Annotated in this window: 12 protein-coding genes; 3 read left to right on the top strand and 9 right to left on the bottom strand. The window is 68.4% G+C overall.

All coding sequences use genetic code 11. The annotated features are described in order from the left end of the window. Positions 1-3,570: multifunctional oxoglutarate decarboxylase/oxoglutarate dehydrogenase thiamine pyrophosphate-binding subunit/dihydrolipoyllysine-residue succinyltransferase subunit (locus tag ACKOB8_RS12950; RefSeq protein WP_526377857.1), on the top strand; the 3,570-nt coding region annotated here is incomplete at its 5' end. A gap of 6 nt (positions 3,571-3,576) precedes the next feature. On the opposite strand, the gene ACKOB8_RS12945 is transcribed toward ACKOB8_RS12950, so the two are convergent. Then, entirely contained in the window at positions 3,577-3,888 is a 312-nt protein-coding gene (locus tag ACKOB8_RS12945; RefSeq protein ID WP_526377855.1) for a DUF732 domain-containing protein, read from the bottom strand. 69 nt (positions 3,889-3,957) lie between these two features. Between ACKOB8_RS12945 and ACKOB8_RS12940 the strand changes: the two genes are divergently transcribed. Further along, positions 3,958-4,788, top strand: a complete 831-nt coding sequence (locus tag ACKOB8_RS12940) for an SDR family NAD(P)-dependent oxidoreductase (protein ID WP_526377853.1) — start codon at positions 3,958-3,960, stop codon at positions 4,786-4,788. A 1-nt stretch (position 4,789) separates the two neighbouring features. Here the strand turns inward: ACKOB8_RS12940 and ACKOB8_RS12935 are convergent, their stop codons facing one another. From ACKOB8_RS12935 to ACKOB8_RS12925, 3 genes are read right to left on the bottom strand one after another with little or no spacing between them, the layout of a single operon-like run. Next, positions 4,790-5,638 (bottom strand): glycine betaine ABC transporter substrate-binding protein, encoded by an 849-nt coding sequence (locus ACKOB8_RS12935; RefSeq protein ID WP_526377851.1) that lies wholly within the window; start codon positions 5,636-5,638, stop codon positions 4,790-4,792. Then, positions 5,635-6,801 carry an NAD(P)-dependent malic enzyme gene (locus ACKOB8_RS12930; RefSeq protein ID WP_526377849.1) on the bottom strand — a complete coding sequence of 389 codons (1,167 nt, stop codon included), beginning with the start codon at positions 6,799-6,801 and terminating at the stop codon, positions 5,635-5,637. Before ACKOB8_RS12930 ends, ACKOB8_RS12935 begins: the two co-directional genes overlap by 4 nt. Position 6,802: 1 nt before the next feature. Beyond that, the gene (locus ACKOB8_RS12925; protein ID WP_526377847.1) at positions 6,803-7,792 is read right to left on the bottom strand and encodes a malate dehydrogenase; all 990 of its coding nucleotides are present in this window, start codon (positions 7,790-7,792) and stop codon (positions 6,803-6,805) included. Between the two features lie 173 nt (positions 7,793-7,965). On the opposite strand from ACKOB8_RS12925, the gene ACKOB8_RS12920 reads away from it, so the two are divergent. After that, a complete protein-coding gene (locus tag ACKOB8_RS12920) occupies positions 7,966-9,057 on the top strand; it encodes a magnesium and cobalt transport protein CorA (RefSeq protein WP_526377845.1) in 1,092 nt (363 codons plus the stop codon). A 20-nt stretch (positions 9,058-9,077) separates the two neighbouring features. On the opposite strand, the gene ACKOB8_RS12915 is transcribed toward ACKOB8_RS12920, so the two are convergent. Genes ACKOB8_RS12915 through ACKOB8_RS12895 form a run of 5 tightly spaced genes read right to left on the bottom strand, consistent with a single transcriptional unit; the run spans position 9,078 to position 13,911 of the window. Continuing rightward, positions 9,078-10,250 (bottom strand): ABC transporter ATP-binding protein, encoded by a 1,173-nt coding sequence (locus ACKOB8_RS12915; RefSeq protein WP_526377843.1) that lies wholly within the window; start codon positions 10,248-10,250, stop codon positions 9,078-9,080. A gap of 9 nt (positions 10,251-10,259) precedes the next feature. Further along, positions 10,260-11,084, bottom strand: coding sequence for a carbohydrate ABC transporter permease (locus tag ACKOB8_RS12910; protein WP_526377859.1), 825 nt, complete (start codon positions 11,082-11,084; stop codon positions 10,260-10,262). Next, positions 11,081-11,980 (bottom strand): carbohydrate ABC transporter permease, encoded by a 900-nt coding sequence (locus ACKOB8_RS12905; RefSeq protein ID WP_526377841.1) that lies wholly within the window; start codon positions 11,978-11,980, stop codon positions 11,081-11,083. Before ACKOB8_RS12905 ends, ACKOB8_RS12910 begins: the two co-directional genes overlap by 4 nt. Then, positions 11,977-13,389, bottom strand: coding sequence for an ABC transporter substrate-binding protein (locus ACKOB8_RS12900; RefSeq protein WP_526377839.1), 1,413 nt, complete (start codon positions 13,387-13,389; stop codon positions 11,977-11,979). The genes ACKOB8_RS12905 and ACKOB8_RS12900 overlap by 4 nt, the downstream gene beginning before the upstream one ends. 3 nt (positions 13,390-13,392) lie before the next feature. Then, positions 13,393-13,911: a general stress protein gene (locus ACKOB8_RS12895; RefSeq protein ID WP_526377837.1), complete on the bottom strand. Its 519-nt coding sequence runs from the start codon at positions 13,909-13,911 to the stop codon at positions 13,393-13,395. Positions 13,912-14,145: the final 234 nt, after the last annotated feature.

Here is a 14,145-nt window from a genome sequence, read left to right as displayed (position 1 = left end):
ACCAGCACCCCCAGCACCAGGGCGCGGCGGCGTTCGCGCTGCTCCAGCGGGATGCCGTGCACCTCGGCGACCGCCAGGACGAACACCGTCGTCGCTTCCAGGAACACCAGGGTCTCCCCGCCGCCGCCTCCGGTTGCCCCGGTGGCTTCGGCTGCGCCGCCGCCCGCCGAAGCACCGGCCGAAACCGGCGACGCGACCCAGGTGCTGCGCGGTGCCGCCGCGGCCGTAGTCAAGAACATGAACGCCTCGCTGGAGATTCCGACGGCCACCAGCGTGCGGGCCATGCCGGCCAAGCTGATGATCGACAACCGGACGGTCATCAACAACCACCTCACCCGCAACCGCGGCGGCAAGATCTCCTTCACCCACCTGCTGGGGTACGCGATCGTGCAGGCGGTCAAGAAGTTCCCGAACATGAACCGCCACTACGAGGTGATCGACGGCAAACCCAACAGCGTCACCCCGGCCCACACCAATCTCGGCCTGGCCATCGACCTGCCGGGCAAGGACGGCAAACGCTCCCTGGTCGTCGCCGCGATCAAAGGGTGCGAATCGCTGCCCTTCGGGCGGTTCGTCACCGCCTACGAGGACATCGTGCGCCGGGCGCGCGACGGCAAGCTCACCGCCGAGGACTTCGCCGGGGTGACGATCTCGCTGACCAACCCGGGAACACTGGGGACGGTGCATTCGGTGCCGCGGCTGATGGCCGGACAGGGCGCGATCATCGGCGCCGGCGCCATGGAGTTCCCGGCGGAGTTCCAGGGTGCCAGCGAGGAGCGCATCGCCGACCTCGGCATCGGCAAGCTGATCACCCTCACCTCGACCTACGACCACCGCATCATCCAGGGTGCGGAGTCCGGCGACTTCCTGCGCACCATCCACCAGCTGCTGCTCGCCGACGATTTCTGGGACGAGATCTTCTTCGAGATGGGCGTGCCCTACGAGCCGGTGCGCTGGCGCACCGACAACCCCGACCCGATCGCCGACAAGAACGCCCGGGTGCTCGAGCTGATCGCGGCCTACCGCAGCCGCGGTCACCTGATGGCCGACATCGACCCGTTGCGACTGGACCGCAACCGCTTCCGCATGCACCCCGACCTCGACGTTGCCAGCCACGGCCTGACCCTGTGGGATCTGGACCGCGAGTTCAAGGTCGACGGCTTTGCCGGCAAGCAGCACAAGAAGCTGCGCGACGTGCTCTCGGTACTGCGCGACGCCTACTGCCGCCACATCGGGGTGGAGTACACCCACATCCTCGAGCCCGAGCAGCAGAAGTGGCTACAGGAACGCATCGAGGTCAAACACGACAAGCCGAGCGTCTCACAGCAGAAGTACATCTTGAGCAAGCTGAACGCCGCCGAAGCCTTCGAGGCGTTCCTGCAGACCAAATACGTCGGGCAGAAGCGGTTCTCACTGGAGGGCGCGGAGGCAGTCATTCCGATGATGGACGCGGTCATCGACCAGAGCGCCGAGCACTCCCTCGACGAGGTCGTCATCGGCATGCCGCACCGCGGTCGGCTCAACGTACTCGCCAACATCGTCGGCAAGCCCTACTCGCAGATCTTCCGTGAGTTCGAGGGCAACCTCGATCCGTCTGAGGCGCACGGTTCGGGAGACGTCAAATACCACCTGGGTGCGCAGGGCACCTACATCCAGATGTTCGGCGACAACGACATCGAAGTGTCACTGGTGGCCAACCCCTCGCACCTGGAGGCCGTCGATCCGGTGCTGGAAGGTCTGGTGCGGGCCAAGCAGGACCTGATCGATGGCGAGGGCGAACCCCGATTCGCCGTCGTGCCGCTGATGCTGCACGGCGACGCCGCCTTCGCCGGGCAGGGCGTGGTGGCCGAGACGCTGAACCTGTCCCTGCTGCGCGGCTATCGCACCGGCGGAACGATTCACATCGTGGTCAACAACCAGATCGGGTTCACCACCGCACCGGAGAACTCGAGGTCGACCGAGTACTGCACCGACGTCGCGAAGATGGTCGGTGCGCCGATCTTCCATGTCAACGGCGACGACCCGGAGGCCTGCGCGTGGGTGGCACGGCTGGCCGTGGACTTCCGGCAGCGTTTCAACAAGGACGTCGTCATCGACATGCTGTGCTACCGCCGCCGCGGGCACAACGAAGGCGACGACCCGTCGATGACCAACCCGGCGATGTACGACGTCATCGACGACAAGCGCGGGGTACGCAAGACCTACACCGAGGATCTGATCGGCCGCGGCGACATCTCGACCAAGGAGGCCGAGGACGCGCTGCGCGACTACCAGGGCCAACTCGAACAGGTCTTCAACGAGGTCCGCGAACTGGAGAAGCACGAGGCCGAGCCCAGCGAGTCGGTGGAGGCCGCGCAGATGCGGCCGCTCGGGATGAACACCGCGGTGGACAAGTCGCTGCTGGCGCGCATCGGCGATGCCCACCTCGCGCTGCCCGAGGGGTTCAGCGTGCATCCCCGGGTCAAGCCGGTGCTGGAGAAGCGCCGCGAGATGGCCTACGAGGGCAAGGTGGACTGGGCCTTCGCCGAACTGCTGGCGCTGGGCACCTTCCTGGCCGAGGGCAAGCTGATCAGACTCTCCGGCCAGGACACCCGCCGCGGCACGTTCACCCAGCGCCACGCCGTCATCATCGACCGACTGACCGGAGCGGAGTTCACCCCGCTGCAGCTGCTGACCGTCAACCCCGACGGCACACCCTCCGCCGGCAGGCTGCTGGTGTATGACTCGCCGCTGTCGGAGTACGCCGCGGTGGGCTTCGAGTACGGCTACTCGGTGGGCAACCCCGAGGCGATCGTGCTGTGGGAGGCCCAGTTCGGCGACTTCGTCAACGGTGCGCAGTCGATCATCGATGAGTTCATCAGCTCCGGGGAAGCCAAGTGGGGCCAGCTCTCCGACGTCGTGCTGCTCCTGCCACACGGCCACGAGGGCCAGGGACCCGACCACACCTCGGCGCGCATCGAACGTTTCCTGCAGCTGTGGGCCGAGGGGTCGATGACGATCGCCCTGCCGTCGACTCCGGCCAACTACTTCCACCTGCTGCGCCGTCACGGACTCGACGGGGTCCACCGCCCGCTGATCGTATTCACCCCGAAGTCGATGCTGCGCAACAAAGCCGCCGTGAGCGAGTTGCGCGACTTCACCGAGCGGCGCTTCAGCTCGGTGCTCGAAGAACCCACCTTCACCGACGGCGAGGGTGATCGCGACAAGGTCACCCGGATTTTATTGACCAGCGGCAAGATCTACTACGAACTCGCCGAGCGCAAGGAGAAAGACCAGCGCGACGACGTCGGGATCGTGCGCATCGAACAGCTGGCCCCGCTGCCCGTACGCCGGCTGGTCGAGACCCTGGACAGCTACCCCAACGCGGCGCAGTTCTGCTGGGTGCAGGAGGAGCCGGCCAACCAGGGCGCCTGGCCGACGTTCGGGCTGGAACTGCCCGAGCTGCTGCCCGACAAGCTGACCGGCATCAAACGAATCTCGCGCCGCGCGATGTCGGCACCGTCCTCGGGATCCTCGAAGGTGCACGCCGTCGAGCAGCGGGAGATCATCGACGAGGCGTTCGCGCCCTGAGCCGACCTAGCCGCTGATCTCGTCGATCACCCGCGGGCACAGATTGGACACCGCCGCCCCGGCGAACAGCGGGGCCAGGCCGATCGGCCGGCCAGCGGCTTCGGCGACCTTGGCGACGATGTCGGCGGTGTTCTGGCTGCGTGCGGCCAACAGCGGGCAGAGCGACCGCCCGAGGGCGACGGAGTCGCTGCCGTCGAGCACCGACAGCACGTCGGTCAGGACGTCGGTGTCGGCCGCGGCGGGGGCGGCGGCGGCCAGGGCGGCGGCGACCAGGCCAGCCGTCAGGGCGCCGGCACAAGTCCCAGTGCGAAACGTCATAGTCAGCACATCGTAGGCCCGACCCCCGGCGTTACGTCCGGCGAATGAGACGCTGATAGCCTCACCTGCATGCAGGGCTTCGCCGGCAAAGTGGCCGCGGTCACCGGGGCAGGTTCGGGTATCGGCCAGGCACTGGCCGTCGAACTCGGCCGCTCCGGGGCGTCGGTGGCGATCAGCGACGTCGACACCGAGGGGCTCGCGGTCACCGAGGATCGGCTCAAGGCGATCGGGGCGCCGGTCAAAACCGACCGGATCGACGTCACCGAACGCGAGACGGTGCTGCTGTACGCCGACGCCGTGAGAGACCACTTCGGAAAAGTCAACCAGATCTACAACAACGCCGGAATCGCCTTCACCGGAGACGTCGAGATCAGCCAGTTCAAGGACATCGAACGGGTGATGGACGTGGACTACTGGGGCGTGGTCAACGGCACCAAAGCCTTCCTGCCGCACCTGATCGCCTCCGGCGACGGCCACATCATCAACATCTCCAGCGTCTTCGGGCTCTTTGCGGTGCCCGGCCAGGCAGCCTACAACTCGGCGAAGTTCGCCGTGCGGGGGTTCACCGAGGCGCTGCGCCAGGAGATGATCCTGGCTCGCCGTCCCGTCAAGGTCACCACGGTGCACCCCGGCGGCGTCAAGACGGCGATCGCCCGCAACGCCACCACCGCGGAGGGCATCGACGCGACGGAGTTCGCCAACACCTTCGACCGCAAGCTCGCCCGCACCTCACCGGAGAAGGCGGCGCAGATCATCCTCGACGGGGTGGCCAAGAACAAGGCGCGGGTGCTGGTGGGCACTGATGCCAAGATCTTCGATCTGGTGGTGCGCGCCACCGGCTCGGGATACCAGCGGATCATGGTGGCGCTCTCCGAGCGGCTGCTGCCGCCCACCCGCTGAATCAGTCGGCCAGCGGGTTGGCGGCCAGCCATTGCTCCGCGACACCCTGCGGGTCGGCGCCGTTCTCGACTTCGCGCAGCATGCCCGCCAGGGAGGCGGTGTCCAGCACGCCGGCGATCTCGTTGGCGGCCCGCAGTTGCAGCATGCCCATCTCGTTGCGCCGGTAGAGCGCGACGACGTTCTGCGCCGGGATCAGGGCGGGCTTTCGATCCACCAGCACCACGACGCCGCCCGGTATGTCGGTGTCGGCGGTGCTGGTCCAGGCGGCCGTCACCGTACCGGCCCGCAGAGCGTCGAACAGCGCGGGGCCGGAGCCGAATTCGCGCGGCGGGGGCAGCGTGCAGTCACCCACGGCCGACACCGGGGCGTGGCCGGCGACCGCTCCGACGGTCAGGCCCGCGCATTTGCGCACCAGCGCCGTGAGGTCCCGGCTCGCCCAGGCCGTGGCGGTCGCACCGGTGACGGCCAGCGCGGGTTTGTCCTCGGCCGCCAGCGCGTAGTCGCTGGCCGAGATACCCTCCGGCAGCGACCCGAGCAGGGCCCGGTACACCTGCGCGGCCGACCGCGCGGTCGACTCGGGGTCGAAGCGCTGCAAGAACCGGCCGGTGAAGCCCGGCACCACGGTGACGGCTCCGGCGTCGAGAGCGCGCAGCGCCTCGTCTGCCGAGGCGTAGGTCTCGATGCGCACGGCTGTCCCGTAGTTGCGCAGACCGGCCGCGTAGACCTGGGCCAGCAGCGTGCTTTCCGGGTCGGCGGTCGCACCCACCGCGAGCGACGGGCCGCGATCCGGCGAACCGCACGCCGCGGCGAAAACCGCGATCGCCGCCAGCAGCGCGCGGACCGTGTTCACACCTCCGCGGCGGCGGCCACCGCGGCCGCGACCGCCGGGCAGACCCGTGGGTCCAGCGGACTGGGCACGATGTGGTCGGCGGCCAACTCGTCGCCGACGACGGCGACAATCGCCTCGGCCGCGGCCACCTTCATCTCCTCGGTGATCCGGCGGGCGCCGGCGTCCAGCGCACCCCGGAAGACCCCCGGGAAGGCCAGCACGTTGTTGATCTGGTTGGGGAAGTCACTGCGGCCGGTGGCGACGATCGCGGCGTGGCGCCGGGCGGCGTCCGGGTGGATCTCCGGCGTCGGATTCGACAGCGCGAACACCACGCAGTCCGGCGCCATCGAGGCGACGAGCTCCTCGGGCACCACCCCGGCCGACACTCCAAGGAACACATCCGCGCCGGCGAGTGCCTCGGCCAGCCCGCCGGTGCGGCCCTCGGGGTTTGTCCGGCTCGCCAGTTCGGCCTTCACCGGGTTGAGGTCGTGACGATTGCTGTGCACGATCCCGCGCGAGTCGAGCACCGTGATGTCCTTGAGCCCGCTGCCCTGCAGGATGTTCGCGCAGGCGACTCCGGCCGCACCGGCACCGGAGATGACCATTTTCAGCGTGCTCAGGTCGCGGCCTTGCAGGGTGCTCGCCCCTAGCAGGGCGGCCAGCACCACGATCGCGGTGCCGTGCTGGTCGTCGTGCATCACCGGGCAGTCCAGGGCATCAATGACGCGGTTCTCGATCTCGAAGCAGCGCGGTGCGGAGATGTCCTCGAGGATCACCGCTCCGAAGGTGGGGCGCAGCCGCACCAGGGTGTCGACGATCTCATCGGGGTCCTTGGTGTCGAGAACGATGGGGATCGCGTCGAGGTCGGCGAACGCCTTGAGCAGCGCGCTCTTGCCTTCCATGACGGGCAGCGAGGCCACCGGGCCGATGTCGCCCAGCCCCAGCACCGCGGTGCCGTCGCTGACCACCGCCACGAGGCGGTTGGCCCAGGTGTAGCGGGCCGCCAAGGTGCGGTCGGCGTAGATCGCCCGGCAGACCTGCGCCACGCCCGGGGTGTAGGCGATCGACAGGGCGCGTTGGGTGTCCAGCGGCACCTTCGAGTCCACCCGCAACTTGCCGCCCGCGTGGGCCGCGAAGATCGCCTCGTCGGTGACCTCTGCGGTCACGTCGTCGACGCCGGGCATCTCAGATCAGCCCGAGCTTGGTGACCGCTTCGCGCTCGTCGGCCAGCTCCGCGGTCGAGGCGTCGATGCGGCCGCGGGAGAATTCGTCGATCGTCAAACCCTCGACGATCGACCAGTTGCCCTTATCCGTGATGACCGGGAACGACGACACCAGGCCGGCGGGAACGCCGTAGGACCCGTCGGAAGCCACAGCCATCGACACCCAGTCGCCCTTGGCCGATCCGAACAGCCAGTCGCGCGCGGCGTCGATGGTCGCCGACGCCGCTGAGGCGGCCGACGAGGCGCCGCGCGCATCGATGATCGCCGCCCCGCGCTTGGCGACGGTCGGGATGAAGTAGTCCTCTACCCAGGCCTGGTCGCCGATGACCTTCGCCGCGTTCTTGCCGCCGATCTCGGCGTGGAACAGATCGGGGTACTGGGTGGCGGAGTGGTTGCCCCAGATCGTCATCTTCTTGACCTCGGTGACGGCCACGCCGGCCTTCATGGCCACCTGGGAGACCGCCCGGTTGTGGTCGAGGCGGGTGAGCGCGGAGAACCGCTCGCGGGGGATGTCGGGGGCGTTGCTCATGGCGATCAGGGCGTTGGTGTTGGCCGGGTTGCCGGTCACCCCGATGCGAACATCGTCGGCGGCCACCTCGTTGAGCGCCTTGCCCTGCGCGGTGAAGATCGCGCCGTTGGCCTCGAGCAGATCGCTGCGTTCCATCCCGGGTCCGCGCGGCCGCGCGCCGACCAGTAGGGCCAGTCCGACGCCGTCGAAGATCTTGGTGGGGTCCGACCCGATCTGCACCCCGGCCAGCTGCGGGAAGGCGCAGTCGTCCAGTTCCATCACCACACCCTCGAGCGCCTTGAGCGCGGGCTCGATCTCGAGCAGTCGCAGTTCGATGGGGCGGTCCGGGCCGAGCAGCGCTCCGCTGGCCAGCCGGAAGAGCAGGCTGTAGCAGATCTGCCCGGCGGCGCCGGTGACCGCAACCTTGAAGGGGGTCTTGCTCACGGGGTGCTCCTTCGGGGCGGGTGACGTCGGGTTCCGAAACTAGCGCACGCCGCCCGGACCGGGGTGTCCGGCCCGGAACTGCACGTCCGGAGACCCCTTTCAGCGCCGGTCATTCCGCGTAGCATTGGGCGCGGGCACAGTCCGGCACAGTCCCCGTCCTCCAGGAGAGCCTCATGCAGTTTCGCGCGGTGAACCCTCTGCCGAGTGCGATGCGGGTGGCCGACCCCGAGCCCAAGCGCATCCCCGTCCCGGTCGCGCGGGTGATCGTCGACTGCGCCGTCTACAGCGAGGGCGCCCGCCTGCCGGGCAAGTACACCCACGCCGCGGCGCTGGCCAAGGTGCGCGAACTGGAGCGCGACGGCGTGCAGTCCTTCGTCTGGATCGGGTTGCACGAGCCCGACGAGAACCAGATGCACGCGGTCGCCGACGTGTTCGGGTTGCACGAGCTGGCCGTCGAGGACGCCGTGCACGCCCACCAGCGCCCCAAGCTTGAGCGCTATGACGACACCCTGTTCCTGGTCCTCAAGACGGTCACCTACGTGCCCCACGACTCGGTCGAACTGGCCCGCGAGATCGTCGAGACCGGGGAGATCATGGTGTTCGTCGGACCCGATTTCGTCGTCACGGTCCGCCACGGCGACCACACCGGCCTGGCCGGCGTCCGCCGCCACCTCGAGGCTCAGCGCAACCAGCTCCTCCTGGGACCGTACGCGGTCATGCACGCGATCGCCGATCATGTCGTGGACAGCTACCTGGAAGTCACCCAGCTGATGGAGCGCGACATCGATGACATCGAACACGCGACGTTCTCACCGCAGGAGAAGACCCCAGTCGAGCCGATCTATCTGCTCAAGCGCGAAGTGGTGGAGCTGCGCAACGCGGTGTGGCCGCTCACCGACGCCTTCGCGAAGATGCAGAACGACTACCAGGGGCTGCTGCCCAAGGAAATCCTGCGATACATGCGCGACGTGGCCGACCACCAGAGCCACGCCGCCGACCTGATCGTCAGCAACGACGAGATGCTCACCTCGCTGGTGCACGCGGCGCTGGCCAGAGTCGAACTGCAGCAGAACCAGGACATGCGCAAGATCTCCGCCTGGGTGGCGATCGCCGCGGTACCGACCATGATCGCGGGCATCTACGGCATGAACTTCGAGCGCATGCCCGAACTGTCCTCAACCTGGGGCTACCCCGGGGTGCTGCTGCTGATGGCGTCGGTGTGCAGCTTCATGTACTTCCGGTTCCGCCGCAACAACTGGCTGTAGCCGGCCCGGCACCGGGGCCCTCAGCGGATCAGGTTCAGCCCGCTCGCGGCGTCGAAGACGTGCAGGTCGGTGGTGTCGAGCGCCAACTCGACGGTCTGGCCGACCGCGGCCTTCGACTCGGCCGAAACGCGAGCGACGAAGCGGCTCTCCCCGGATCCAGACCAGCTTCCCGATTCGGCGGCGAGTTCGGCCAGCTCCGGTGAGCGGACCCCGGCTCCGGGCGCGGTGAAGTAGACGTACTTGTCGGCGCCCAGCGATTCCACGAGGTCGACTTTGACCCCGAAGGTCAGGGCGCGGATGCGCTGGAAACCGTCGATCAGCGCCGCGTCCTCGAACTGCTCGGGCCGGGCGCCGACGATCAGGCCGGCCGGGCCGGTGTGCGCGGAGATCGCCGCGAGCGCCTCACCGGTCAGCGGCACCTCGCCGAACGGCAACCGGAAGCCGATGTCGGTCGCGGCCGCCTGGAAGAAGTTCATCGACGGCGAGCCGATGAACCCCGCGACGAACAGATTCACCGGCGTGGCGTAGAGCTCATCAGGGGTGCCGATCTGCTGGACCTCCCCGGCGCGGAGCACCACCACCCGGTCGCCGAGGGTCATCGCCTCAGTCTGGTCGTGGGTGACGTAGACGGTGGTGGTCCCCAGCCGGTGCTGCAAGCTGGCGATCTCACCGCGCATCTGCACCCGCAGCTTGGCGTCGAGATTGCTCAGCGGCTCATCCATCAGAAACGCCTTGGGATTGCGCACGATCGCCCGACCCATCGCGACCCGCTGACGCTGCCCGCCGGAGAGCTGGGCGGGTTTGCGGTCCAGCAGTTCGGTCAGGTCAAGGATCCTGGCGGTGTCCTCGACCTTCGCCGCGATCTCGCTTTTCGCCATCTTGGCCAGCGTCAGCGGGAAGGCGATGTTCTGCCGCACGGTCATGTGCGGGTACAGCGCGTAGGACTGGAAGACCATCGCGATGTCCCGGTCACGCGGCGCCTTCTCGTTGACCCGCTCGCCGTCGATCCGCAACTCCCCCGAGCTGATCTCCTCCAGGCCCGCGATCATGTTCAGTGTGGTCGACTTGCCGCAACCCGACGGGCCGACCAGGATGACGAACTCGCCGTCGGCGATGGTGAGGCTGATGTCGCGCACCGGCGTCGCGCCGTCCGGGTACTGCTTGGTCACGTGCTCCAGAACAATCTCGGCCATATACCCCGCCTACCCTTTCACCGCGCCGGAGGTGAGGCCGGCGACGATCCGTCGTTGGAAGATGAGCACGAAGAGGATGATCGGGATGGTGATCACCATCGCGCCCGCCGCGATTGACCCGGTCGGCTCCTCGAACTGGGAACTGCCAGTGAAGTTGGCGATCGCGACCGGAGCGGTGATGGCCGCCTTGGTCGCCGTCAGCGACAGCGCGAGCAGCAGGTCGTTCCACGCGAAGATGAACACCAGGATCGCGGCGGTCACGATCCCGGGTGCGGCCAGCGGGGCGATCACCCGCCGGAAGGCCTGTCCGGGCGTGGCACCGTCGATCTTGGCGGCACGCTCGAGATCCCAGGGGATCTCGCGGAAGAAAGCCGAGAGCGTGTAGATCGCCAGCGGCAGCGCGAACGTGATGTAGGGGATGATCAGGCCCGGCCAGGTGTCGAACAGCCCGATGCGGCGTTCGATGTTGAACAGCGGCGTGATCAGTGAGATCTGCGGGAACATCGCGATCAGCAGAGCGGCACCGATGAGCAGGCGTTTGCCGCCGAACTCCAGTCGCGCCACGGCGTAGGCGGCCATTCCGCCGATGGTCACCGCGATGGCGGTGGTGATCAGCCCGATGCCGATGGAGTTGATCAGCGCCGAACTGAAGACGTCGCCTTTGAAGATCCCCCGGTAGTTGTCCAGGGTGAACGACGACGGGATGAGTTTGCCGTCCTTGACCGCCGAGGTGGGCTTGAGCGAGAGACTCAGGATCCACAGCACCGGCAGCAGCGCGTAGATCACCACCGCGATGTTGACCACCGCCCAGAAGCCCGCGCGCCGGGCCATCAGCGCACCTCTTCGTCGGCTCCGGGGGCGGCCGCCCCGAAGAGTTTGATGTAGATGAAGGCGATCACCGCCACGCAGCCGAACACCAGCACGCTGATCGCCGACCCGAGACCGATGTTGAACGCCTTGAACAGGTTGTCATAGCCCAAGATCGACACCGAACCGGTGTCGTTGGACCCGCCGGTCAGCACATAGATGTTGTCGAAGATGCGGAACGCATCCAGGGTGCGGAACAGCAGGGCCACCAGGATGGCCGGCTTGATCAGCGGGATGATCACGCGGGTCAGCCGGGTCCACGCACCCGCGCCGTCGACCTCGGCGGCGCGAAGCAGATCATTCGGCACCAAGGCCAGCCCCGCCAGCAGCAGCAGCGCCATGAACGGCGTGGTCTTCCACACCTCGGCGAGGATCACCACGGCCAGTGACGGTATCTGCTCGGTCAGCGGCGCCGTGCCCTCGGGCAACAGGTTGGCCAGGTACCCGGTGCCGGGCGTCCACGCGTAGTACCAGCTGTAGGAGGCGGCCACCGTGACGATGCCGTACGGGATCAGGATCGCGGTCCGCACCGCCGCCTTGCCGAAGAGGGTCCGGTGCATGACCAGTGCCAGGGCCAGGCCGAGGGCGAATTCGATGGCCACCGAGATGACGGTGATGACCAGCGTCACGAAAAATGCTGTCCACCAATACTTGTCGGTCAGGATCGTCTGATAGTTCGCCAGCCCGATAAAGCTGGTGTCGGCGGGGCTGGCCAGGTTGTAGCGGTGCAGACTGAGCCACACCGCGTAGCCGATTGGGTAGGCGGTGACCGCGAGCATCAGCACGACCGCGGGGGCGATCAGCAGGTGGGCCAGGCGCCGCTGCGACCGGTGGTCCTGGCCTCGGACCGGGGTCGAAGTCACGGGATCAGCCCCCTGCCCTCGATCGCCTTGCGCACTTCGACGGCGAGTTCGTCGGCGGTGCGTTCCGGGTCGATGCCGGTGATCGGTGCCAGGGTCGCCGAGATCCGCGTCGACATGGCCTGATAGTTGGGCGTGGCGGGTCGCACCGCCGCGGTGGTCAACTGGTCGCGGATGATCGCGTACTGGGGGTACTTCTTCTGAAAGTCCGGGTCGTCATAGAGCGACGCCCGCACCGCGGGCAGCCCGCCCTCGATCGAGGTGTAGCGCTGGTTGGTCTCGCTGCGGATGCAGCGGACCGCCTCGAAGGCCTCCGCGCGATGGCGGGTGGTGGCGGCTACCGCCAGGTTCAGCCCGCCGAGCGTCACCCGGGCGCCCTGCCCCGCGAGGACACCGGGGTAGGGCGCGAAGGCGAACACCTCCCGGCTGGCGTCGAAGGCGATCTCGAACTGCTCGTCGGTGGGCGAGAACGTCCCCACGTCGTTGATGGCACCCGCCAGTTCGGGCCGGGTGTTCAGCGGCAGGAACGGCACGCCGCCCTTCACCGAGTTCTCCAGCATCGAGGCGAACACGAACGGCCAGTTCACCTCCAGCGCCGCCTTACCCTGTTCGAGCGCCAGTCGCGCGGTGCCCTCGTCGGTCTGGGTGATCGACGGGTCCGCGCCGGGCGCGGTGGCCACCGACTTGATGATCTCCAGCGCCTTCACGGTGGCCGCGCGGTGCTCGGGGGTGTCGGTCAGGGTGACGGTCTTGCCGTCCTCGGAGAGCACCCGGCCACCGGCGCTCTCCAGCAGGGTGTTGAACCACACCACCAGGCCCTCGTACTGCTTGGCCTGCACGGCGATCCAGCCCGGCCCGCCGGCGGCGTGCAGCCGGTTGGCCTCCGCGAGCATGCCGTCCCACGTCGACGGCGGCGGATCCACCAGGTCCGGGCGGTACCAGAGCAGCTGGGTGTTGGTCGTCACCGGCGCGGCGAACAGCCTGCCCTGCCAGCGCGCGGTCTCCAGCGGCCCGGGCAGGGTGTCGGTGACGGCGTCGGCCTCGGCCTGCCCGGCCGGGTCGTCGGACAGCGGCAGCGCCCAGCCGGCCTCGGCGAACTCGGCCGTCCACACCACGTCCAGCGCCATGATGTCCAGCGTGCGGTCGTTGCCGGTCAGCCGGCGGGCCAGCTGCAGGCGCTGATCGTCGGCGCCCTTGGGCAGGCTGCGCTGCTCGATGGTGAACCGCCCGCCCAGTTCGTCATTGCACCGCTTGGCCACCGCGGTGAAGGTCGCGGTTTCGCTGGCCGGGGTGTAGAGGCTCACCACTGTTCCGGCGCTGGCCGACCCGCAGGCCGACACCACCGAGGCAACCGTCGCGACGGTCAGGGCGGCGGCGAGCGAACGGCCGGCGCGGCCGGTGTGGCGACGCATGCGCTAGATCGTCAGGCGGGACAACAGGTCCCGCGCCTGTTCGGCGTTCTGCGGGTCGCACAGCACGTCGTAGCGGCCGGCCACCAGCTGCATGGTCGAGCTGAAATCCCGGGTGCCCTTGGACATCGCGTAGGGGATCGACGAGGTGATCAGACCGAACACGATGCCCGCGATCACACCCACCGCCAGCGACTGACCGGGGTTGGGGCTGAAGAATCCGAGCACCAGGCCGATGAAGATGCCCAACCAGGCGCCGGTGAGCATGCCGCCGCCGAGGACCTTCGGCCACGTCAGCCGCCCGGTCACCCGCTCGACCTGCATCAGGTCGACTCCGACGATGGTCACCTGCTGGACCGGGAACTGCTGATCGGAGAGGAAGTCGACCGCTTTCTGCGCTTCGGCGTAGGTGGGATAGGAACCGACCGGCCACCCCTTCGGCGGCGTCGGTAAGCCCAGCGGACCCCGGCGCGGCGACCCCGGGAGCGCACCCGGGTTCTGCGACGGCGGGAACGGACTGGTCATCGTGCTGTTCTCCTTCATCGGTCGACGGCCGGTCGGTGATCGGCGCGCCCCCGTCGTGCCTAGGCTAGGTTGACAGCATGACAGCTGCGGGTGGCAGCCCTGGGGAAAAGCCCCAGAACCGGGACGAAGGTCCGCCGCCCGGTGGCTACGAGCCCCCGCCGATCGAGCAGGTTCCCGCCTACGGCGGCCCCCCGCCGCCGATGCCCGGGTATCCGAGCCCGCTGCCCCCGGAGT

This window comes from Mycobacterium sp., from assembly GCF_046091765.1.
Taxonomy (GTDB): Bacteria; Actinomycetota; Actinomycetes; order Mycobacteriales; family Mycobacteriaceae; genus Mycobacterium.
The sequence above is the reverse complement of the archived record's forward strand: the minus strand, read 5'-3'. Positions and strand labels throughout refer to the sequence as shown.